The following is a 20,432-nucleotide window of genomic DNA, read 5'->3' as shown; positions in this document are numbered from 1 at the left end:
CCGAGGGCTAGCTGGGAATCACGAACACCGCGATGGCCACGCAGTGACACACGGCACCACCCAGGACACACAGGTGCCAGATGGCGTGGGTGTACGGGGTGCGTTTGGCCACATAGAAGGCGACGCCGCCACTGTAGCAGAGGCCGCCAATCCACAGCAGGTTGAAGCCGGCGTTGGGCATCGCCTGATACAGAGGGTAGATCACCAGCAGGCACAGCCAGCCCATCACCAGGTAGGTGGTCAGGGCCAGCTTCTTGTAGCGGTGAACGAAAAACGCCTTAAACAGGATTCCCGCCAGGGCCATGGCCCAGATGGTGGCCAGCACCAGGTCCGCTTTCCAGTCGTCCAGGCTGATCACCATCATCGGGGTGTAGGTGCCGGCAATCAGCAGGTAGATGGCACAGTGGTCCAGGCGTTTGAACACCTGCTTGGCACCTGGGTGGCTGATGGCGTGGTAGAGGGTGGAGAACAGAAACAGCAGGATCAGGCTGGCGCCATAGATGCTGATGCTGGCAATCTCCCAGCCACTGAGGACAGGAATTCCCTTGGTCAGCATCAGGGTCAGGCCCACGATGGCGGCGGCAATACCCAGCCCGTGGGTTACGGCATTGGCGATCTCCTCGCCAGTGGAGTAGGGGTGGACTTGGGTGCTCATCGGGCTCTCTCTGTGACACAGGTCGAACCAGAATCTTAGCAGCTTGAATTTGAGCTAACAAGTGTTAGCTCAAATTCGTAGGTGGCTGATTATAGCCGCCCAAACTTTACTGAATCACATTGGCCTGTTGCAGCAGGCTGATCAGTTGCGCCTCATCCAGTTCCAGCTCGGGCATGATGCTTTCGATGGTGGTCAGTGCCGCATCGAAGTCGCCCTGTTGGTGGATCAAATAGGCAGCCAGGCCAGCAGCGGTGCGCTGTCCGCCATTGCAATGGACGGCTACGGCGCCTTCAAAGCGTTCGATGAAGCGAACCATCTGCTCCAGCTGCACTCGACTGGGCACCTGGCCACAGGAGACAGGCAACCAGAGGAAGGGCAGTTGCCAGTCCTGATAGAGTTGATGATTGTCCTGGTCGTCACACAGTGAGATCACCGCTTGAAAACGAGCCTTGGCCAGAGCACCCAGTTCATGGGCTCTGGGCTTGCGGATGCCGGCCAGTTTGCCGGGTTGTACCCATCTCGGGGTCAGATGTACCTCTTGGTTCATGACGCTCTCCCATTCACTTGTGAGATCAGTCTAGGGGGCGTTAGCTGAACAGAAATTAAACGGGGTGAACTGCTTGGATAATAACCGGCAGGGCGGTTCAGGAAGGGTTCAGTCAGTAACAGTTTGCAGTCAATTTCGTCTCATTTGGCTTAAAAATGATCAAAGTTGACGACAACTTCGATGAGAAAGGATAACCGGCGGCGTTTCGCCGCCGGCTTGGAGTTTAGCCTTTCACCTTCTGTACCAGATGCAGAGCACCCACCAGCACAAAGCCGGCCAGCAAACCGGTCAGGCCATTGAGCAGGGTGGGGACCACGGCAGAGACGATCTGACCGATGGCGGGGATCAGCGCGGTTTCCGCGGCGGCTTCGGAGATCCACTCACTGATGAGGTGCACGCCGTGGGTGAGGATGCCGCCGCCCACCAGGAACATAGCGATGGTGCCCACCAGGGAGAGGGACTTCATCAGTTTGGGGGCCGCAGCCAGCAACAGCCGTCCGATGCTCTGGCTGACCGATGAGGGGCGCTGGCTCAGATAGAGGCCGGCATCGTCGATTTTGACGATCACCGCCACCAGGCCGTAAACGCCGATGGTCATCAGCACGGCGATGGTTGCCAGGGTCGACAGCTGGGTGACAAAGGGGGCGGCGGCGACGACGCCCAGGGTGAGGACGATGATCTCCGCCGACAGGATAAAGTCGGTACGGATGGCGCCCTTGATCTTGGTCTGCTCATACTGGTGCTGATCTTCACCGCTGAGATCTTTCGGGGCCTGATGCCCCTCCTTGGAGAGCATCTCCAACACCTTTTCGGCCCCTTCGAAGCAGAGAAACAGACCCCCCAGCATCAGCAGTGGGGTGATAAGCCAGGGGATAAAGGCACTGATGGCCAGGGCGGCGGGCACCAGTATCCCCTTGTTCATCATCGACCCTTTGGCGACCGCCCACACCACGGGCAGTTCACGGTCGGCCTTTACGCCTGAGACCTGCTCGGCGTTGACCGCCAGGTCGTCTCCCAGGACGCCGGCGGTTTTTTTGGCGGCGACCTTGCTCATCAGGGCCACGTCATCCAGAAGAGCGGCGATATCATCGAGAAGGGTTAGAAGGCTGGCTCCTGCCATGTTGTTGATTTCCTGTTACAAAGTGCAAAGATTCTAAGGCGCCAAGAGTAGTCCTCCGGGCTGTTTTCGGCAATAGTCTAGCCGAGATTAATTACTCGAATTTGACCTGGCAGACGGCAACGTCGGCCCCTTGATCCTCCAGAAAGCGCATCCAGCGTGTCTGGTTGTCCTGCAGCCGGTCTCCCGGCCCCTTTACCTCAAGCCAGCGTGCCTGGCTCTCTTTGGCCATAAACAGGTCGGGGTGGCCGCTGCGATTGCCCCTTAAGTCAAACAACTGCCTCTGGAAACAGGCGTCGAGCAGCGACCTTGGCAGCGTCGCCAGGGCCAGCTCGGCCAGCTCAATGGGAAACCAGTCCCACTGCACCAGAGGGTTCAGAATCCCCTGCTTGTCGCGGTACCGCGCCAGCAGTTGCTTCGGCCGCCAATGGCGCAACTCTTTGTCGAGCCGCTTGCGGCGGTGCTCGGCAAACTGGGCGCGGTACAGATCTCTGGGGCCCATCTGGTAGGGATTGAGGAAGGCGCCGGGCACCGGCTCAAACAGGGCAGGCCAGATGACCAGCCCCAGCAGGCCGTTAAGCAGGCTGTTTTCGCAGTAAAACACCTGCCATCCCTGGGCCTGATAATGCTGGGCCACCTGCAATTCCACCCGCTCTCCATTGTCGGACAGGGTCAAAGCCTGCTGCCGCACCTTGTGGGCGGGCAAAGGCGACCAGTGCCAGTGGCCCTGACGAGCCAGCTGCTTGCCCAACCGGGCACCGACCGTGGCTTCCTGCTCATCCTGAGGGGCTTGGAGCATCCGGGTGACCTGGCGCAGGGCTGGCTCAGTCTGCTCCAGCTTCAGGGCGATGCGCGCCTGGCGCTCTCGCGACGGAGGCAGGGCAGTCTGATCATAGAGCATCAGCGCCTGGTCGAACTGCTCCCGGCGCTCCCACTCTCTGGCGAACAGCAGTGCTAACCTCTGACGTTTGCGCTCAATCTCCGGCCAGGGCAGAGGATCTGGCAGCCTGGGGGCCAGTTCAAGCAGCCCGTCGGGATTTCGCCTCTCCAGGCAGAGGTGGCATGCCTTGGCCAGCTCGCCCAATGACAGCCAGGTCTCAAGGGCTTCTCGGGAGTCGATCGCCAGCCCGTCGGCGGTGATGGGGTAGGACTCGAAGCGCTGAATGCCAAGGTCCGTCACCACAAATTGGGCCAGATCCTGGTGGAGATTGCCAAAGTAGAGCAGCCTGAGCGTGTCCAGAATCGACGAACCTTTCAGGTTCAGAACCTGTAACCGGTGACTGGGTAAAGGCTGAGACTTCAAGCTGTCCAGCAGTTCCGGTTTGCGCAGCTTGGGATTGGCGTCCGGCGCCATGGCCAGCAATTCAGCCTTGGTGCACAGGCCGCCCAGCTCAGTCCAGTTGCTGATCGGGTGCCAAGCTGCTAGCTCGGTCTCCACCAGGGCTTGGGCGCATCCTGCCAGGTCGGGGATCTCGGCGTAACTGAGCTTGTCCAGGCGAAACAGGGGGCCTTTGCGAGAGAGCAGTCTGACCAGCAGGCACTGCTGGGTGCGTTCCAGACCGTCGAAGCGGCGCAGCCACCGCGTCTCTTCAGGACTGAGCAGGTGTGCACTGCGGCGGCGCACCTCCTCCGTCAGCGTCTGAAAGTTGGTCAGGTAGTAATCGGACGCCAGTTCGGCGCCCTCTGATGTAACAAGCGTTTCCATGGAGACAGCTTAGCCGTGAACTACTGCTGTTCAAACTCCTCGGCAACAAACACCGCTTCGCCGTCCAGGTAGGTGGCCAGCACCCGGGTCTGCCAGATCTGATGGGCCGGCACCTTGAAGTAATCCCTGTCCACCAGAATGAAGTCGGCGGCCTTTCCGGGTTCCAGGGAGCCCAGTTGCGTCTCCTGGAAGGCGGCATAGGCGGCCCCCAGAGTAAAGGCGTGCAGCGCTTCCTCCCGGGTCAGAGCCTGCTCCGGATACCAGCCTTTCTCTGGCTGGCCCTGATGATCCTGACGGGCCACCGCGGAATAGAGTCCCCAGAAGGGGTTGGCTGACTCAATGGGAAAATCGGAGCCGGCGGCCAGGGGGATCCCCTTATCCAGCACGGTGCGCCAGGCGTAGGCACCATGAATGCGCACCGGGCCCAGCCGGTCCTCCGCCATGTTCATGTCCGAGGTGGCGTGGGTGGGCTGCATGGAGGCGATGATGCCGGCGGACTTGATGGCATCAAAGTCCTCCGGGGCCACCACCTGCAGGTGTTCGATGCGGTTTCGCTGACTCGCGTCGCCAAACTGGGCCATCGCCCTCAGCACCTCTCGGTTGCCGCGATCGCCGATGGCGTGAACATTGGCCTGGAAGCCGCGGTCGATGACCGCCTTGATGCGCTTTTTCAGCTCGGGTACCGGATGGATCAGCAGGCCTCGATGACCCTTCATGTCGCTGTAGTCATCCAACAGGGCGGCGCCGCGGCTGCCCAGGGCGCCATCGGCGTAGAGTTTGACGGAGCGGGCCACCAGGTGGTCGCCCTGATAGGGGCCCGCCACCCGGCTCAGGGTGTCTACGTCCGAGAGCATGGCGTAGATGCGCAGGGGCAGGGTGCCGTTGGCATCCTTGGCCTGATAGAGGGCCAGGGTGTCGTAGCCCACGCCGGCATCGTGGACGCCGGTCAGTCCCAGGCTGGAGAGCTGCTTGAGTGCCACATCCAGGGCCACCCGTTTCTCCTGCTCAGTACGGGCGGGGATCTTCTCCTCAATCAAAGACATGGCGTTGTCCACCAAAATGCCATCGGCCTTGCCTTGGCTGTTGCGGCTGATCTGCCCGCCGTCGGGATCTTTGGTGTTGTCTTTAATGCCCGCCAGGCTCAGGGCCTTGGAGTTGGCCCAGCCCGCATGGCCATCGACCCGGCGCAGCCATACCGGCTTGTCTTTGATGATGGCATCCAGATCCTCGGCGCTGGGGAAGGCGCGGTCGGGCCACAGCTCCTGATTCCAGCCCCGGCCACGTATCCACTGGGCCTGGGGATTGGCCTCGGCATAGGCTTTGATCCTGGCCAGGGCCTCCGCCTTGCTGCTGACACCGGTCAGGTTAAGATCGGATTGCAGGTAACCCTGGCCCATGATGTGCCCATGGGCGTCGGTAAGCCCGGGCAGCAGCGTCATCCCTTGTCCGTCAAGGCGACGGTCCGCCTGGGTAAATGCGCCCCGGGCACCGGTGTCCACCACCTTGCCGTCCTTGACCATCAGGGCACCAAACTGGCTGAGGCCATTTTCAGTCAGGGTATAGCCGTTGACGTTGTCCACCAGCAGGGTGTCTGCGGCGGCGGGCAGGGAGACGCACAGGGCCAGGGCTGCTATCAGGGGGCGCATGGCAATTCCTTTTGAATTTAATTACTTATTATGTTTTTAGGCAGGGGAACACCCTAGCAGCTTCTCCTGGGGCAGCGCAATCTGCCAGAGGGTGCGACCAAGGGCCGAATCTGGAAAAACTGTGGTCGCAATTGTTGCCTAATTGACGAATATCTATGACTTTTATGTGATAAATGGCCATGTTAACTTAGGGGACAATAATCTCTATGGATGGGTGTAGATGGACGGTGAAGGACAGCTTTCTGAGGTAGGCAAACTGAGCGGCTCGCTTACCGAGACGAAACTGCTGGAGTACCTGGAGGTGATCCGGGTGCTGTTTGCCAACTCCACCGACATGATGTGGGTGCTCTTTGGTGACCGCTTCATCTGGAGCAACGCGGAATCGGCACGGCAACTGGGCTTTGATTCTCCTGACAACCTGGTAGGCCTGTCGCCCGGAGACATCAGCCCCGAGCTGCAGCCCGGTGGCACCTCGTCCTACGAGCGCGCCCTGGAGGAGATCCAGTGCGCCATCGATTTGGGCCACCACAGGTTTGAGTGGTTCCATCAGCACACCAACGGCGATCTCATTCCCTGTGAGATCATCCTCACCGCCATCCCCCTGGTCAACGACGTGGCCCTGCTGGCCACAGGTCGTAATCTCAGCCTGGTGAAAGAGGTGGAGCAGAGACTGAAGCGCTCCCAGTTTGTGGACGTGCTCACCGGTTTGCCCAATCGCCGGGCTCTGGTGAAGTCGCTGGAAACCCAGTTGTCCGAACCTTCGGGACCACTGAGCCTGGTCTGTATCGGCCTGGATCAGTTCAAACGCATCAACGAGGAGTTCGGTTTCAGGACAGGGGATAAGGTGCTTAAGCTGGTGGCCAGGCGGCTGGCGGGCCGGGTTGGGGAGCAGGGCGATCTGGGCCGATTCCACGGTGACACCTTCGTGGTGGTGTTACCGGGAAAGACTCAGGCCCAGGCGCTGCAATGGGCCGAGGCCCTGCTGGAGTTCCTCGGCGAGCCCATCTCTCTGGCCAGCTTTACTCTGGGGATTCAGTGCAGTCTGGGGGTGGCTCACCTCAAGGAGTCGGAAGACGCCCGTACCCTGTTGCAACACGCCGAGAGCGCCATGTTTCAGGCCAAGCGCAGCTCAGGTCCCAGGCTCTGCTGCTACAGTGCCAGGCTGGCGGCGGAACAGGCCCAGGAGCGCAACCTGGTCAACGAGATTCGTGATGCCTTGGAGCGCAAAGAGTTTTTCCTGGTGTACCAGCCGGTGTTCCATCTGGACAGCGGCCTGATCACCGGTGCCGAGGCCTTGCTCAGATGGCGCCACCCCCTGCGAGGTGTGCTCTCCCCCGATGCCTTCATTGAGCAGGCTGAGCAGAGCGGCCAGATCGTGGAGATGGGACGCCAGGTGCTGGAGATGGCCTGTGTTCAGATGCGCCGTTGGCTGGACCTGGGGCTGCCCCTCAAGCAGGTGAGCATCAATATCTCTGTGCGTCAGATTGAAAACGGCGATCTGGTGGAGTCGATGCTGGACACCCTGGAGCGCCACCGTATCCCTCCAGAGTGCATGGAGGTGGAGGTCACCGAATCCATGCTGTTGCAGCAGGGTAAGGCGATGGCGGCCCAACTGTGGAAGCTGCGCCAGGCCGGCGTGGCCATTGCCATCGATGACTTCGGTACCGGTTACTCCTCCTTCGGCCGGTTGAAAACCCTGCCGGTGGACAGGGTGAAGATCGACAGAAGTTTTGTCCGTGAGCTGGAAAATGACGAGCGCAACGCTTCCATCATTCAGGCGATCATTGCCCTGGCTCACAATCTGGAGATGGTGGTGACCGCCGAGGGGATCGAAACCGACTATCAGTATCAGTTTCTGCGCAGTCAGCGCTGCGAAGCGGGGCAGGGTTACCTCATCAGCCCACCTGTGGCACCGGTCCGTTTCGAACACCTGGTGCGCCAGCGTTGGCAACAGTTCAGCCGGCCTCCGGTGGAAACCGACTAGGGGTTGAGCAGGGGCTCTATGGTGTCGATAACATGCCTGACCCGGGTGGGTTGGGGTTGATGGCGGCGGTACACCAGATAGATAGGCTCGCACACCGGGGTTTCCAACGGGTGGATCGCCACCTTCTCCAGTTCGGCGAAGGCTTCCACCGCGTACTTGGGCAGGACGGTGAAGCTCAATCCCTTGGCCACAGGGGCCAGCAGCATGCCGATGTGGTTGCAGAATCCCCGCTTGGGCAGTTGGCTGAGCTGCTGAAACTCTTTGAAGTTGGCACCCAGTAACATGCTGATGTGGTGCTCTCCATCCGGATGCTCGTTGTACCCCAGTCGCATCAGATCCTCCCAACTGGGATTGGTTACCTCAGCCGGGGTGACCAGATAGAGCGGTTCCTCCCCAAAAGGGCGATAGGCCAGGTCCGGCTTGTCCCCCAGCCGGGTGATCAGGCCCAGGTCCAGGTTTCGATTGAGCAGTTCTCGCTCCACCCCTTCATTGGGGGCGAAGGTGTACTCTATGGTCAATCCAGGGTGTTGCTGCTGCATTCCCAACAGCTCAGGATAGAGTTTCAGCCCCAGGCTGCCCGGTGACGCGAAGCGGATGGGGCCGGAAAAGGGGTTGTCGGTGGCCAGGTGCTGCTCCAGCTGCGACAGTTCAGCCAAAGTGCGCTGCGCCTGCTGGTATACCTCACGGCCTGCCCGGGTCAGTTGAAAGCTCTTGCCCTCCCGCTGCAGCAGGGTCTGATTGAAATGAGATTCCAGCTTGCGCACATGTTGGCTGACGCCAGGCTGAGTCATGGCCAGCTTTTCGGCGGTGCGGGTGAAGTGGCCGGTTTCCACCAGGGTCACGTAGGTTTGCAGCCAGATGAGATTCAGCATGTCAGACAATACCAGTATAATTACGTTGCGTTATCATAAAAATCAAAAACCATAATTTCAAGTTTTGGGCCCAGTTCTCTAACCTGTGCAGCATATTCACTGAACAGGGCAATCAACATGACTCAGCAATTTCCCCGTACCTTCTCCCACATCGGCATCTCAGTCCCTGATCTGGAGGCGGCCGTTAAATTCTACACCGAGGTGATGGGTTGGTATCTCATTATGGAACCGGCCGAGGTGACCGAGGATGACAGCGCCATCGGCATCATGTGCAACGATGTGTTCGGCCCGGGCTGGGGCAGCTTCAAGATTGCCCACCTGGCCACCGGCGACAAGATTGGCATCGAGCTGTTTGAGTTCCCCAATGCACAGAACCCGGAGAACAACTTTGAATTCTGGAAAACCGGCGTGTTTCACTTCTCGGTTCAGGATCCCGATCTGGAAGGCTTGGTGGAGAAGATTCTGGCTGCCGGCGGCAAGCAGCGTATGCCGGTACGTTACTACTATCCGGGTGAGAAGCCTTACCGCATGGTGTACATGGAAGACCCCTTCGGCAACATCCTGGAGATCTACAGCCACAGTTATGAGCTGACCTACTCATCCGGCGCCTACTGAGTCTCAGCCTTGGCCTGACTTATCGCCCGCCGCTCCAGGCGGGCGATCGCCTTGAGCACCTCTTCCCGGTTTTTGCCGCTCTTGATCCAACTGGGCAGCCGCGTGAAGTAGGCCCACTTCAGGCCGCTGCCTTCGCGCAGGCTGGCCTGAATGTAGGCTTTGAGCGCCTTGAGGTGATCCGCGCCGTAGACCCAGACCACCCCATGGCGGGTGGGCTCTTTCAGTGCCAGCTCCAGCCCAAAGTAGGGATCGATGGCGTGATCCGCCGGGGCAGAGCGGGTAAAGGAGAGCTCTATGGCATTGTCGGCCTGACAGTTGGGGCAGGGAGCATGGCCCACGGAGGATGACACCTGGCTGACCGACTCAAAACTCAGGCTGCAGTGCACCGACTGAAAGCCGCAGCGTTGACAGGGGCGAGAGCCAAAACCGGCGACCGGTCCCTGCCAATGGTCTTTGCCGGTTTTCAGACTGTGGGCACAGTGAGGGCAGAACAGGGTGGCGTGCCAGTCGCGGATGTCCGGGTTGCCTTTAATCAGGGCGACAGCGTCGCACCTGGGACAGTTCACCTCTACCTGGGTGGCCCAATACCTCAATGGGTAGCCCGGATCCCGATACCTGCTGCTCATGCTCACTCCCTCCTTAGGTCACAGGCCAGTATACCAATCGGCCTCTCAGTAGAACGTGAAAAGGGCCCCGAAGGGCCCTTTTTCAGTTGCGAGCGAACTACTTGGCCATCTGGGCCTTGATCAGCTTGCTGTGGGTGATGCCATCCGGGGCTTCCCCCTTACCCAGGGCCTTGCCGTCGGAGTGGCAGGCGATGCAGGTGCCCACACGCTTGATCGTGTCCGATGTGTCGTGAGGACGTTTTCTTGAGCGCTGATATGCTGATCGCCTCAATCAGCCTCTCCGTTACTCTGTTTGTATATCCCCTTAATTTTGTTGGTTTGAGAATTTGTATTGTGCCTGTCGGGTAGTGGTACCCGGACGAATTGGTGCAACCGGGATGCTGAGGCGTGCTCGGGGGTAAAGGCAGGCAATGGGTCAAGCTCGGGGCATCCGTGTCAGATTGTCAGCCTGGTGGTGGATGCTATTAAGCAGGTTTTGGGCCACGACGGTAGTTAACTATTGATCTGTATCAGTCTTCTAGACTATCGCTTCTAAATCCATCCCATATGCGCCTCAGTAACGCCATACACACCTCATTCACACTAAGCATTAGAGGAATTGACACATATCAACTTCCTCCCCCGGCAGGCAGATACAGTAAGGTCAAACCAAAATTCAGTGCCCTGTATAAGGGTGTGTCGGGGGGGGAGATGAAGCAGACTAAGGATGAGAGAATTCAGCGGATTCAGGATGCGCTGATGCGACTGGCGAGGTCGCACAATATCAATAATATCTCCATCTACGACATCGCCTCTGAGGCGCATATGTCCTCCTCAACCATCTACAGTTACTACCCCAATGTTGAGTCACTGATGTACGTGATGATGACCAAGGTGTTTGATGATTTTATCGAGGTCACCCGGACCTGTCTGGACGATAAGTGCATCGAACATTGGAAGGATATTAACCGTCACATCGAGTATTCACTGATGGAGTATTGCGATAACAATCCTCTTGCCAAGAAACTATTGTACAGCCAGCACCCTTTTGTCTCGATAAAAGAGGCATCCAAAGATATCGACCAGCAATTGGGTGTTGAGATCGAGAAGCAGTATGCGCGCTTCTTTAAATTGCCCGAGTTACCCACCGGTATCAATATATTCACTATTGCTTTGGAAGCCGGCGACAGCCTCTATTTTTCTCAGGATGAAGAGGGTAAACCTGTTCCAAAACACATCATTGAAGAATCGATAAAGTTGACTGAAAGATACCTGAGTTATTACTTACCAGAGTATCTTCCCAGAAAATAACCGAAAACTCTAAAGCAAGATAACCCTAGGGGCAGATATCTGTCCCCAGGCCCCCTATTGCCTGAAATATGGAGAAAGCAATGTCTAGAACTCTGAGTACAACGCCTCGGGAAGATGGATTTCGCATGCCTGCGGAATGGGAACCTCATTCTGGTTGTTGGCTGATTTGGCCAGAGAACAGTGATAACTGGAGGCTGGGGGCCAAACCCGTTCAGCAGAAGTTTATCGAGGTGGCCAGCATCATCGCCGAGTCGGAGCCAGTGACTGTGTGCGCTTCACCGGCCCAGTACCGCAACGCCAGGGCTCGACTGCCTGAGCATGTGAGGGTGGTGGAGCTGGAGCACAAGGATGCCTGGGCACGGGATGCGGGACCGACGTTTCTGATAAACGATCAGGGAGATCTGCGTGGTGTACATTGGCAGTTCAACGCCTATGGCGGCCTGTCCGAAGGCCTGCACTTTCCCTGGAATCATTGTGAGCTGGCGGGGCAGAAGATCCTGGAGATGGAGCGGGCGGACAGATACCGGCCGGAGATCGTCCTGGAGGGGGGCAGCATCCATGTTGACGGTGAAGGCACCGTGGTGACCACCGAAGAGTGTCTGCTCAATCCCAACCGCAATCCAGACCTCTCCAAGGAGCAGGTGGAGACGTACCTCGAGGACTATCTCAACATCTCCAAGGTTATCTGGCTGGAAAACGGACTGTACGAAGATGAGACCGACGGTCATGTGGACAACGTATGCTGTTTCCTGGCCCCTGGGGTGGTCGCCCTCGCATGGACCGACGATGAGAGTGACCCGCAATATGCATTGTCCAAGCGCTGCCTGGATATTCTCGAATCGGAAACTGATGCCCAGGGAAGAAAATTAAAAGTGGTCAAGTTCCCTCAGCCAAAACCCATTATTTATAGCGAAGAGGAGTGTTTTGGCATCGACATGGATGAATATGCCGAGCCAAGGCAACCCGGTGATAGAACGGGGGCCACTTACCTTAATTTCTATATAGGTAACAACATCGTTTTATATCCGACCTTTAATGATGCAAACGACCAAGTAGTTCATAACATCCTTGAAGATTATTTCCCCAACCGCAAGGTGGTGGGTATCTTTGCCCGGGAAATTATATTGGGTGGCGGGAATATCCACTGTATTACTCAGCAACAACCAAAAGCGTAAAATAAAACATAGCAGGTAAATATGATGAATAACTTTATTGATCCCATCGACTTCACTAACGAGCAACTTCTGGATCTGGCCGAGTTGTCTCTGATGCTGAAAAGTTTCGACAAGGTTGGCGCCTGTCCAGAGCTGCTCAAAGGAAAGTCCTTAGGGATGATCTTTGAGGAATCCTCCACCCGCACCCGCATCTCCTTCGAAGTGGCCATGACCAAACTGGGCGGTCACGCCCTCTACCTGAGACCCGGTGAGATCCACATGGGAACCGGTTATGAGTCTCTCTACGATACCGCCAAAGTGGTTTCCCGTTTTTGTGACATCGTCTGCGCCCGGGTGCACGAGCATGACGACATGCTGGAGTTTGCCAAGCATGTGGACATCCCGCTGATCAACGCCATGACCTGGACTCTGCATCCCTGCCAGGTGCTGTCCGACCTGATGACCATCCTTGAGCACAAGCCAAAGGAGAAGGAGCTGTCCGACCTGACCGTCGCCTGGATTGGCGATACCTCAGATTATGAGTGCGTTGCCAACAACCACGCCCAGTTCCTGACTCGCTTTGGCATCAAGCTGTACCACGTCTCCCCTGAAGGCTTCCGCCTGACCGGTGAGAACCTGGAGCGGGCGCAGAATGCCGCAGAGGCTGGTGGTGGCCAGTTCATTGTCACCGAGGACGCCGAAGCCGCCATACGCGACGCTGATTTCGTTTACACCGGCACCCTCTGGTATCACGGCCAGGAAGACGATGCCGAGCGCCGTAAGAGCATCTTTATTCCCAACTTCCAGGTCAACGAAGCCGTCTTCCGCAAAGGGCCGGACCACATGAAGTTCATGCACTACCTGCCCGCCATCCGCAACGCCGAGGTCACCGACTGGGTGATGGATCACGACCGCAGCATCATCTTCGACCAGGCGGAAAACCGCATGTACTCCGAGATGGCGCTGTTGGTCTCCATGCTGCAGACCGAAGAGAAGCCCAGGATGAAAGCCCACGCGGAAAACGTTGTTAAAGAGTTTCTGATGTCACGGAATCTGTGATCGACTCGCCGGGGCTGCGGATGAGAGTTGAGTCCCGGCATAACTCTCCAAGGAGGCATTATGTCTGAAGGTAGAAGTATGGGCACGTTTGATATCGTGCTCTATGTAATCTCCGCATTGCTGTTTTTGGATCAGCTTACCGCTGCAGCCAGTGTCGGTGCCCAGGTCTACTTCTGGTGGATCTTCATCGCCGTGGTCTATGTGGTGCCCTACATCCTGGTGGTGGCAGAGCTGGCAACAACCTATCCCAATGAAGGGGGGATCTACGACTGGATCAAGCGGGCCTATGGCGCCCGGGCGGCCGGCAACCTGTCCTGGCTGTACTGGATCAATATGATGCTGTTCGTCCCGACCGCATTCCTGTTGTTCTCCGGTGTCTTTGCCCAGCTGTTCTTCCCGGACATGGGCTACGTCGCTCAGGCGAGCATCTGCATCGGCTTGATTGTGTTGATGACCCTGGCCCTGTGTCAGGACATGAAGTTCGCCAAGTGGCTGCCCAACATTGGCGCAATCCTGAAACTGCTGTTCATCATCATTCTCTCGGTAGGCGGCATCTACGTGGCCATGACCAAGGGGTCGGCCACAGAGTTCACCACCGAAACCATGATGCCCCAATGGGGCGCTGGCATCGGCTTCCTGGCCATGGTGGTATTCAACGTCAGTGGCTGGGACACCATCGCCTGTATGTCACGCCACATCAAATCGCCAGAGAAGAGCATCCCCAAAGGGTTCGCCATTGCCGGTGTGGTTGTCATCGTCATGTACCTGTTTGCCACCGCTGGCATCCTGGTGTCGGTACCCGTTGAGGAGCTGGGGCTGATCAATGGCTTCGTGGATACCTTCGTGTCCATCTTCGGTAACAACAACGCCCTGATCATCTATGCCCTGGGGGCCATGCTGATGTTCACCTTCTTCACCAACAACGTGACCTGGTGTATGGCTGCGAACGAAGCTGCGATGGCGGCGGGGCAGGAGGGTGAGCTGCCCTCGGTGTTTGCCAAGATGCATCCCAAGACCAAGGCGCCCATCGGTGCAGCCCTACTCGGCGGTGCCATCTCCATTGCCGAGGTGATCCTCTATGGCTTTATGGCCAAGGACGCCGAAGAGCTGTTCTGGGTGCTGCTGGCCTTCTCCACCATCATCTTCTTCCTGCCCTATCTGACCATGTTCTCGGCTTTCCTGCGGCTGAGAAAGATTGACGGCGTTGCTCACAGGCCCTTCAAGGTGAAAGGCGGCAAGGCAATGGTCAGGCTGATTGCGCTCTCGCCCTTTGTGGTTATTTGTGCCTGCATCTGGTTCCTGCTGGTGCCCCCGGGAGAGCCTGTTGACTCGCTCTATCTGACCTCGTTGTTGGTGGGCTGCGTGATCACCATAGGGGTAGGCATGCTGATGGTGAATCGGTGCCTGGCCAAAATGGATAACGGTGAAGGCGAAGAGATCGCCGAGTCTGTTTAATTTAAACAAACAACCCTAAATACAATTTAAATATAACTGGAGATAGGTATGAGACTTCCTAGCTCAAGCGCAACTGTGCTTAATAAACAACATTTGACTCACTTTCTTAATATGAACCAATTCAGTAAAGAGGAAATTCTTAATTGGATTGAGTTAATGGAAGTATTAAAAGAAGCCCGTCGTAAAAATGCACTGCCTCAAACATTCAAGAGTAAGTCATTGGGGATGATATTCCAGCAGTCCTCTACCCGCACCCGGGTGTCTTTTGAAACCGCAGCCACTCTGTTGGGCGGCCACGCACTGTTTTTGTCTCCACGGGATATTCACCTGAACACCAAGGAGACCCTGGAAGACACCTCCCGGGTGGTGGCTCGCATGTGCGATGTGGTGATGATACGTGATGATCTCTATGCCGACATCGAGCGCTATGCCGAGGCGTCCACCATTCCGGTGATCAACGCCATGAGCTGCGATGTCCACGGTGACGACTGCGGTAACCACCCCACCCAGTGCCTGGCGGATCTGCTGACCATCAAAGAGCACCTGCCAGAGGGTAAGAAGTTGGAAGACGCCGTGGTGGTGGTGATTGGTGATGCCTCCACTCCAACCGCCTCCCTGGCCTACGCCACCTCCAAGCTGGGGATGACCATGAAGGTGATCAGCCCCATGGGCTATAACCTGCCGCAACAGGTGATCGACATTGCCAACGCCAACAACGAGTTGTCTGGCGGCCGCCTGATCATCACCGACGACGTCAACGAGGTGGTGGGAGCCGACTTTATCCAGGCAGAAGAGTGGTGCTGGGGACGCAGCCCGGAAGAGGTGTCCAAACGTGACGTCATCTTCGGTGAGAACTATGTGACCACCATGGAACTGATGGAGAAGGCGGGCCCGGAAACCAAGTTTATGCACGTTCTGCCAGCCAACGCCGGCGGCACCCAGTGGGAGGAGCACAAGGAGGTGACCCGTGAGGTGATGGAGAGCGGCCGCTCTGTGGTGTTTGATGAAGCGGAAAACCGTCTGAGTGCCATGATGGCCCTGCTGACTTATTACAGTCATCCGCATCATATTGAGCCAAAACAGGAGGACATTGAGTTCTTCCAGGCTCGTACGGACAAGCTGCTGAATTCTATTTTTCCTAAATAGAACGAATACAGAGTAATTGAAATATCGCTGACACTGAAGAGCGCTCTGCTTTTCGGTGGGGGGCTCTTCATCTTTATTGTCAGCAACAACTCGCAGAATTGGAAAATATTATGCCTTTTGAAATTCAATCAACGCCCAAAAAAGATGGCTTCCGCCTGGCTGCCGAGTGGGAGCGTCAGAAACAACTTTGGATGATCTGGCCCGAGCACGCCAATAATTGGCACAGTGGCGCTAAGCCTGCTCAAAGAGTGTGGGTCGACATCTGTAAAACCGTCGCCAAATATCAGCCTGTGACCGTGATTGCCAGTGGCGACCAATATAAGACTGCACGTTACATGCTGCCGGAAGAGGTGCGGGTGGTGGAGATGTCTATCAACGACTCCTGGTGCCGTGACTCCGCCCCCAGCTTTGTGATCAACGATGAAACCGGTGAAGTGCGTGGCGTGGACTGGCTCTACAACGCCTACGGCGGTCTGGAGGATGGTCACTACTTCCCTTGGGATAAGACCGCTCAGGTGGCGGAAAAGATCTGTGAGGTGGAGTGGCTGGATCTGTATAAGGCGCCCATCACCGTCGAAGGCGGCGCCATCCACACCGACGGTCAGGGCACCCTGATGACCACCGAAGCGGTGCTGTGTAACCGCAACCGCAACCCGCAGTTCACCAAGGAGCAGGTTGAAGAGCACCTGAAGGAGTATTGCGGCGTCGACAAGGTGATCTGGTTGCCCGAAGGCCTGGCAACCGACTGCACCGGCGGCCACATCGATGACCTGGCCTGCTGGGTTGAGCCTGGCAAGGTGCTGCTGCAGTGGACCGACGATGAGAAGAGTGAGAACTACGACATCGTTCGCACCGCTTACGACATCCTCTCCACCGAAACCGACGCCCAGGGTCGCAAGTTGCAGGTGGTTAAGATGCTGGCGCCCAAGAATCCCATCCTCATCACCCCCGAAGAGGCGGAGAACTACGATCTGGCCGATTACAACCTGGAGATCGATGGCGGTTTCGAGCAAGTGGGATCCTACATCAACTTCCTCATCGGCAATGGTCTGATCCTCATCCCCAGCTATGACGATCCCAACGATGACCTGGCGGTAGAGACCCTCAAGGGCTGCTTCCCAGGTCGCGAGGTGGTCAAGCTGCCAAACGCCCGGGAGATCGCCATCGGTGGCGGCATCGTCCACTGCATCACCCACGAACAGCCTGCGGGCGCAAAATAGGAGAGCCAGGCAATGCGTATCGTATTGGCTTTGGGTGGCAACGCCCTGCTGCAACGGGGCCAGCACCAGACTCTGGACAATCAGCACGACAACATCAAGAAGGCGTCCGCAAGCATCGCCAAGATCGCCCGGGGCAACGAGCTGGTGATTGTACACGGCAATGGCCCCCAGGTGGGGATGCTGATGGAGCAAAACGCCTGCTACCACGAGGTGAAGCCGGACATCACCCCCTATCCCATGGATGTCCTCAGCGCGGAAACCTGTGGCATGGTCGGCTGCCTGCTGCAACAGGAGCTGCTCAACGAGGATGAGGGCTGCCGCCCGGTCAGCATCATCACCCAGACCCTGGTGGACAAGGACGATCCCGCCTTCGGCAATCCCACCAAGTTTGTCGGCCCGGTTTATTCCAAGGAGGAGGCGGATCGGATCACCAGCGACCGCCCGCACCTGATCTACAAACCGGATGGTGAGTACTACCGCCAGGTGGTGGCCTCTCCCAAGCCTAAGCAGGTGCTGGAGATTGACCAGATTAACGCGCTGCTCAACATCGATTGTGTGGTCATTGCCGGCGGCGGTGGCGGCATTCCGGTCTACCGGGATGAGCAGGAGAAACTTTGCGGCATCGAGTGCGTCATCGACAAGGACTACACCGCCGAGATGATCTCCGAGTGCATCGACGCCGATATGTTCATCATCCTGACCGATGGCAATGTCTGCGAAGGCTTTGGCACCCCGGCGCAGAAGGAGATCAAGCGCATCTCCCCCGAGGCGCTGACCGGGTACGACTTCCCCGCCGGCTCCATGGGCCCCAAGGTCGACGCCGTCTGTCGCTTTGTGGAGAACACCGGCCGCCGGGCGGTTATCGGCTCCCTGTACCAGCTTGACGGCATCCTCAAGGGTGAGTGTGGCACTCACATCGAGCCAACCGCTGAGAAAACCTACTATTGACAAATTCGACTGAAAACCAGGGCAGGGCAGTGAGCCGAATCGGTGGATTGGGTCCGGGAAAGCTTTGCCCATTTAAGGAGAGTGTTATGAACAGAATGGCGTATTTATGTCTTCCTTTGGGCCTGTTTGCCGCGACTCAGGCCAACGCGGAACTCTATGGCAATTTCGGGGTGGCCAGTGACTACCTGTGGCGCGGAACCAGCCTGTCCGATGGGGCACCGGCGGTCTCTGCCGGCCTGGATTACCTGGGCGAGTCCGGTTTCTATGTGGGAGGTTGGGCATCCAGCGTCGACTTTGGCGATGACACCAGCTACGAGGTGGACCTTTATGGCGGCTACGCCGGTGAGCTGAGTGGGCTGGGGTTTGATCTTGGCTACATCTATTACGCCTACCCCAACGCCGGGTTTGAGGGCGAGTCCTACGACGCCGACTTCGGTGAGCTGTACGCCAAGCTCAACTGGAAGGGACTGGGGCTGGAGACTGCCTACACCACCAATACCGACAGCGGTGCCGAGATCTACGAAGATGCGCTCTATGTGGCGCTGAGCGCAGAATACGGCCTGTCCGAGACCCTGGTGATCAGTGCGTCCGTCGGTAAGACCTTTTGGGATGTGGCAACAGAGGAGGATTACATCGACTACAAGATTACCTTAACCAAAACCACGCAGGTCGGTGATGTTTACTGGGCCGTCAGTGATACCGACAAGAGCCAGGATGACCCTAAGTTTCTGGTAGGTTGGCTCTACGCGTTCGAGCTCTGAACCCCGACGGGCTCATCCTTGGCCCGGCTAGCCAGACATGGTCGGGTCCTTTTTTGGATTACACGAGTTGCAGACAGAGATAAGCCATCCTCAGGGATGGCTTTTTACAGCAGAGGGGCAAAGGTGTAGAAAAACTGCTCCACCAGCTTCTTCCACATGGGGCGTTCCGCCCAGCGCACTCCATCGAGGCGATGGCTCTGATCCAGGTAACGCTGCAGCAGATTGCCGAGGTTGTGGCAAAACTCAGGGTCATCCACCGCCAGAGACACCTCGGAGTTGAGCAGCAGGCTGCGGATGTCCAGGTTCACCGTGCCGATAATGCAGTGGTCATCGTCAATCAGCATCGACTTGGTGTGCAGCAGTCCGCCATTGAAGCGGTAGATCACCACCCCGGAGCGCAGCAGCTCGGAGAAGAAGGCGCGGCTGGCCCACTCCACCATAAAGGAGTCGTTCTTGTCCGGGATGATCAGTTTCACCTCGACACCACTTTGGGCGGCGGTGCGCAGGGCATCCACCAGCTGTTCGCTGGGTACGAAGTAGGGGGAGGTCAGTACGATGCTCTTGCGGGCATGGTAGATGGAGAGCAGCAGCACCTGCTGAATCAGGTTGTCCGGCAGCCCTTGGCCCGAAGGGATCACCTGCACCGAGTGGCTGGCGTGGCTGTGGTCCGGCTTGGCCTGCAGCCGCTCCGGGTCCATCTCCTCCAGGGTACGCAGCCCGGTTTCATACTCCCAGTCCCAGGCCTGCAGCGCCTTGAGCGACAGCACCGACGGGCCGGTGATGCGCACCATGATGTCGATCCACTCCCCCACGCCGGAGGACTGCTTGAAGTAGCGGCTGTCCACCAGGTTCATGGAGCCGGTGTAGGCGATCTCCTGATCAATCACCACGATCTTGCGGTGCTGACGCAGATCCATTCGCCGCAGGAACATCCGCAGTGGGTTCACACCCAGGGCTTTGACAATCTCTACTCCGGCGGACTCCATCTTGTAGGCCCACAGACTGTTGAAGAAGTCGCGGCTGCCGGCCCCGTCGAGCAGTACCCTTACCTGAACCCCTCGCTGGCGCGCCTCAATCAGTGCGTCGGCCACCTCGTTGGCCAGGCCGCCGGGATGCCAGATGTAGAACTCCAGATGCACCGAGCTTTTGGCGTTGCGGATGTCGACGATGATGCGGCGCAGGATCTCCTGGCAGTTCTCAATCAGCTCCAGGTCGTTGCCCATCAGGGCAGGGATCCCCAGGCGGCGCAGGCTCAATTCGTGCAGGGGGCGGGCGTGAGGGCCCTTGGTTTTGCCTACTTCGGCGGCTTGTTGCAGCTTGTGATACCACTGCTGGAAGGGGATGGTCATGGCGCCGACCCGGCGTTTGCGGTTTTTGCCTATGTTCATCTCGCCAAACAGCAGATAGACGATGACGCCGAACAGGGGAATGATGTAGACGAGCAGCATCCACGCCAGGGAGACCCCGAAGGGGCGGCGCTTAAGCACGATACGCAGGGTGACACCAGCCACCAGAATCCAGTAGCCGGCCACCAGTGCCAGGGTTACGAATTGATAAAACTGACTCACATCGTCTGCTAAGTGGCGGTTATGTGTAGCAAATATACACCGAATCTGCGCTGGGAACAGGGGT

At 57.8% G+C, this 20,432-nt stretch carries 19 protein-coding genes; 10 read left to right on the top strand and 9 right to left on the bottom strand.

Going from position 1 to position 20,432, the window contains the following annotated elements; genetic code table 11:
- Positions 1-7: 7 nt before the first annotated feature.
- The 5 genes from trhA to QUE41_RS12100 all read right to left on the bottom strand — a co-directional run bounded on the left by trhA (position 8) and on the right by QUE41_RS12100 (position 5,670).
- Positions 8-655 carry a PAQR family membrane homeostasis protein TrhA gene (trhA, locus tag QUE41_RS12120; protein ID WP_286339302.1) on the bottom strand — a complete coding sequence of 216 codons (648 nt, stop codon included), beginning with the start codon at positions 653-655 and terminating at the stop codon, positions 8-10.
- 106 nt (positions 656-761) lie between these two features.
- Positions 762-1,202 carry a protein-tyrosine phosphatase family protein gene (locus tag QUE41_RS12115; protein WP_286339301.1) on the bottom strand — a complete coding sequence of 147 codons (441 nt, stop codon included), beginning with the start codon at positions 1,200-1,202 and terminating at the stop codon, positions 762-764.
- A 223-nt stretch (positions 1,203-1,425) separates the two neighbouring features.
- Complete coding sequence (locus tag QUE41_RS12110) at positions 1,426-2,322, bottom strand: DUF808 domain-containing protein (protein WP_286339300.1); 897 nt, start codon at positions 2,320-2,322, stop codon at positions 1,426-1,428.
- A gap of 91 nt (positions 2,323-2,413) precedes the next feature.
- Positions 2,414-4,024, bottom strand: coding sequence for a VRR-NUC domain-containing protein (locus tag QUE41_RS12105; RefSeq protein ID WP_286339299.1), 1,611 nt, complete (start codon positions 4,022-4,024; stop codon positions 2,414-2,416).
- Between the two features lie 20 nt (positions 4,025-4,044).
- Entirely contained in the window at positions 4,045-5,670 is a 1,626-nt protein-coding gene (locus QUE41_RS12100; protein WP_286339298.1) for an amidohydrolase, read from the bottom strand.
- 220 nt (positions 5,671-5,890) lie between these two features.
- On the opposite strand from QUE41_RS12100, the gene QUE41_RS12095 reads away from it, so the two are divergent.
- Complete coding sequence (locus QUE41_RS12095) at positions 5,891-7,654, top strand: putative bifunctional diguanylate cyclase/phosphodiesterase (RefSeq protein WP_286339297.1); 1,764 nt, start codon at positions 5,891-5,893, stop codon at positions 7,652-7,654.
- Here QUE41_RS12095 and QUE41_RS12090 read toward each other — a convergent pair.
- Complete coding sequence (locus tag QUE41_RS12090; RefSeq protein WP_286339296.1) at positions 7,651-8,526, bottom strand: LysR family transcriptional regulator; 876 nt, start codon at positions 8,524-8,526, stop codon at positions 7,651-7,653. The two genes, QUE41_RS12095 and QUE41_RS12090, sit on opposite strands and share 4 nt — an antisense overlap.
- 117 nt (positions 8,527-8,643) lie before the next feature.
- Between QUE41_RS12090 and QUE41_RS12085 the strand changes: the two genes are divergently transcribed.
- Positions 8,644-9,141, top strand: a complete 498-nt coding sequence (locus QUE41_RS12085; RefSeq protein ID WP_286339295.1) for a lactoylglutathione lyase family protein — start codon at positions 8,644-8,646, stop codon at positions 9,139-9,141.
- Here the strand turns inward: QUE41_RS12085 and QUE41_RS12080 are convergent.
- Both QUE41_RS12080 and QUE41_RS12075 read right to left on the bottom strand, forming a co-directional pair.
- Entirely contained in the window at positions 9,135-9,767 is a 633-nt protein-coding gene (locus QUE41_RS12080) for a hypothetical protein (RefSeq protein WP_286339294.1), read from the bottom strand. The two genes, QUE41_RS12085 and QUE41_RS12080, sit on opposite strands and share 7 nt — an antisense overlap.
- Positions 9,768-9,864: 97 nt before the next feature.
- Positions 9,865-10,038 (bottom strand): hypothetical protein, encoded by a 174-nt coding sequence (locus tag QUE41_RS12075; protein WP_286339293.1) that lies wholly within the window; start codon positions 10,036-10,038, stop codon positions 9,865-9,867.
- A 419-nt stretch (positions 10,039-10,457) separates the two neighbouring features.
- On the opposite strand from QUE41_RS12075, the gene QUE41_RS12070 reads away from it, so the two are divergent.
- From QUE41_RS12070 to QUE41_RS12035, 8 genes are all read left to right on the top strand, one after another.
- Positions 10,458-11,057 (top strand): TetR/AcrR family transcriptional regulator, encoded by a 600-nt coding sequence (locus QUE41_RS12070; RefSeq protein WP_286339292.1) that lies wholly within the window; start codon positions 10,458-10,460, stop codon positions 11,055-11,057.
- An 80-nt stretch (positions 11,058-11,137) separates the two neighbouring features.
- Complete coding sequence (gene aguA, locus QUE41_RS12065) at positions 11,138-12,232, top strand: agmatine deiminase (RefSeq protein WP_286339291.1); 1,095 nt, start codon at positions 11,138-11,140, stop codon at positions 12,230-12,232.
- Between the two features lie 24 nt (positions 12,233-12,256).
- Positions 12,257-13,270, top strand: a complete 1,014-nt coding sequence (gene argF / locus QUE41_RS12060; protein ID WP_286339290.1) for an ornithine carbamoyltransferase — start codon at positions 12,257-12,259, stop codon at positions 13,268-13,270.
- 78 nt (positions 13,271-13,348) lie between these two features.
- On the top strand, positions 13,349-14,725 hold the full coding sequence (locus QUE41_RS12055; protein ID WP_286339289.1) for an APC family permease: 1,377 nt from the start codon (positions 13,349-13,351) through the stop codon (positions 14,723-14,725).
- Positions 14,726-14,773: 48 nt separating this feature from the next.
- Positions 14,774-15,871, top strand: a complete 1,098-nt coding sequence (locus tag QUE41_RS12050) for a Rossmann-fold NAD(P)-binding domain-containing protein (RefSeq protein ID WP_353506846.1) — start codon at positions 14,774-14,776, stop codon at positions 15,869-15,871.
- Positions 15,872-15,981: 110 nt separating this feature from the next.
- The gene (gene aguA / locus QUE41_RS12045) at positions 15,982-17,091 is read left to right on the top strand and encodes an agmatine deiminase (RefSeq protein WP_286339287.1); all 1,110 of its coding nucleotides are present in this window, start codon (positions 15,982-15,984) and stop codon (positions 17,089-17,091) included.
- A gap of 12 nt (positions 17,092-17,103) precedes the next feature.
- Positions 17,104-18,039: a carbamate kinase gene (locus QUE41_RS12040; RefSeq protein WP_286339286.1), complete on the top strand. Its 936-nt coding sequence runs from the start codon at positions 17,104-17,106 to the stop codon at positions 18,037-18,039.
- An 86-nt stretch (positions 18,040-18,125) separates the two neighbouring features.
- A complete protein-coding gene (locus QUE41_RS12035; protein ID WP_286339285.1) occupies positions 18,126-18,800 on the top strand; it encodes a TorF family putative porin in 675 nt (224 codons plus the stop codon).
- Positions 18,801-18,904: 104 nt separating this feature from the next.
- Here QUE41_RS12035 and cls read toward each other — a convergent pair whose 3' ends face one another.
- Positions 18,905-20,368 (bottom strand): cardiolipin synthase, encoded by a 1,464-nt coding sequence (gene cls / locus QUE41_RS12030; RefSeq protein ID WP_286339284.1) that lies wholly within the window; start codon positions 20,366-20,368, stop codon positions 18,905-18,907.
- Positions 20,369-20,432: the final 64 nt, after the last annotated feature.

It is taken from the genome of Ferrimonas sp. YFM (assembly GCF_030296015.1).
Classification (GTDB): Bacteria; Pseudomonadota; Gammaproteobacteria; order Enterobacterales; family Shewanellaceae; genus Ferrimonas.
Note: the sequence above shows the minus strand (reverse complement) of the source record. Positions and strands in the feature narration are given on the sequence as shown.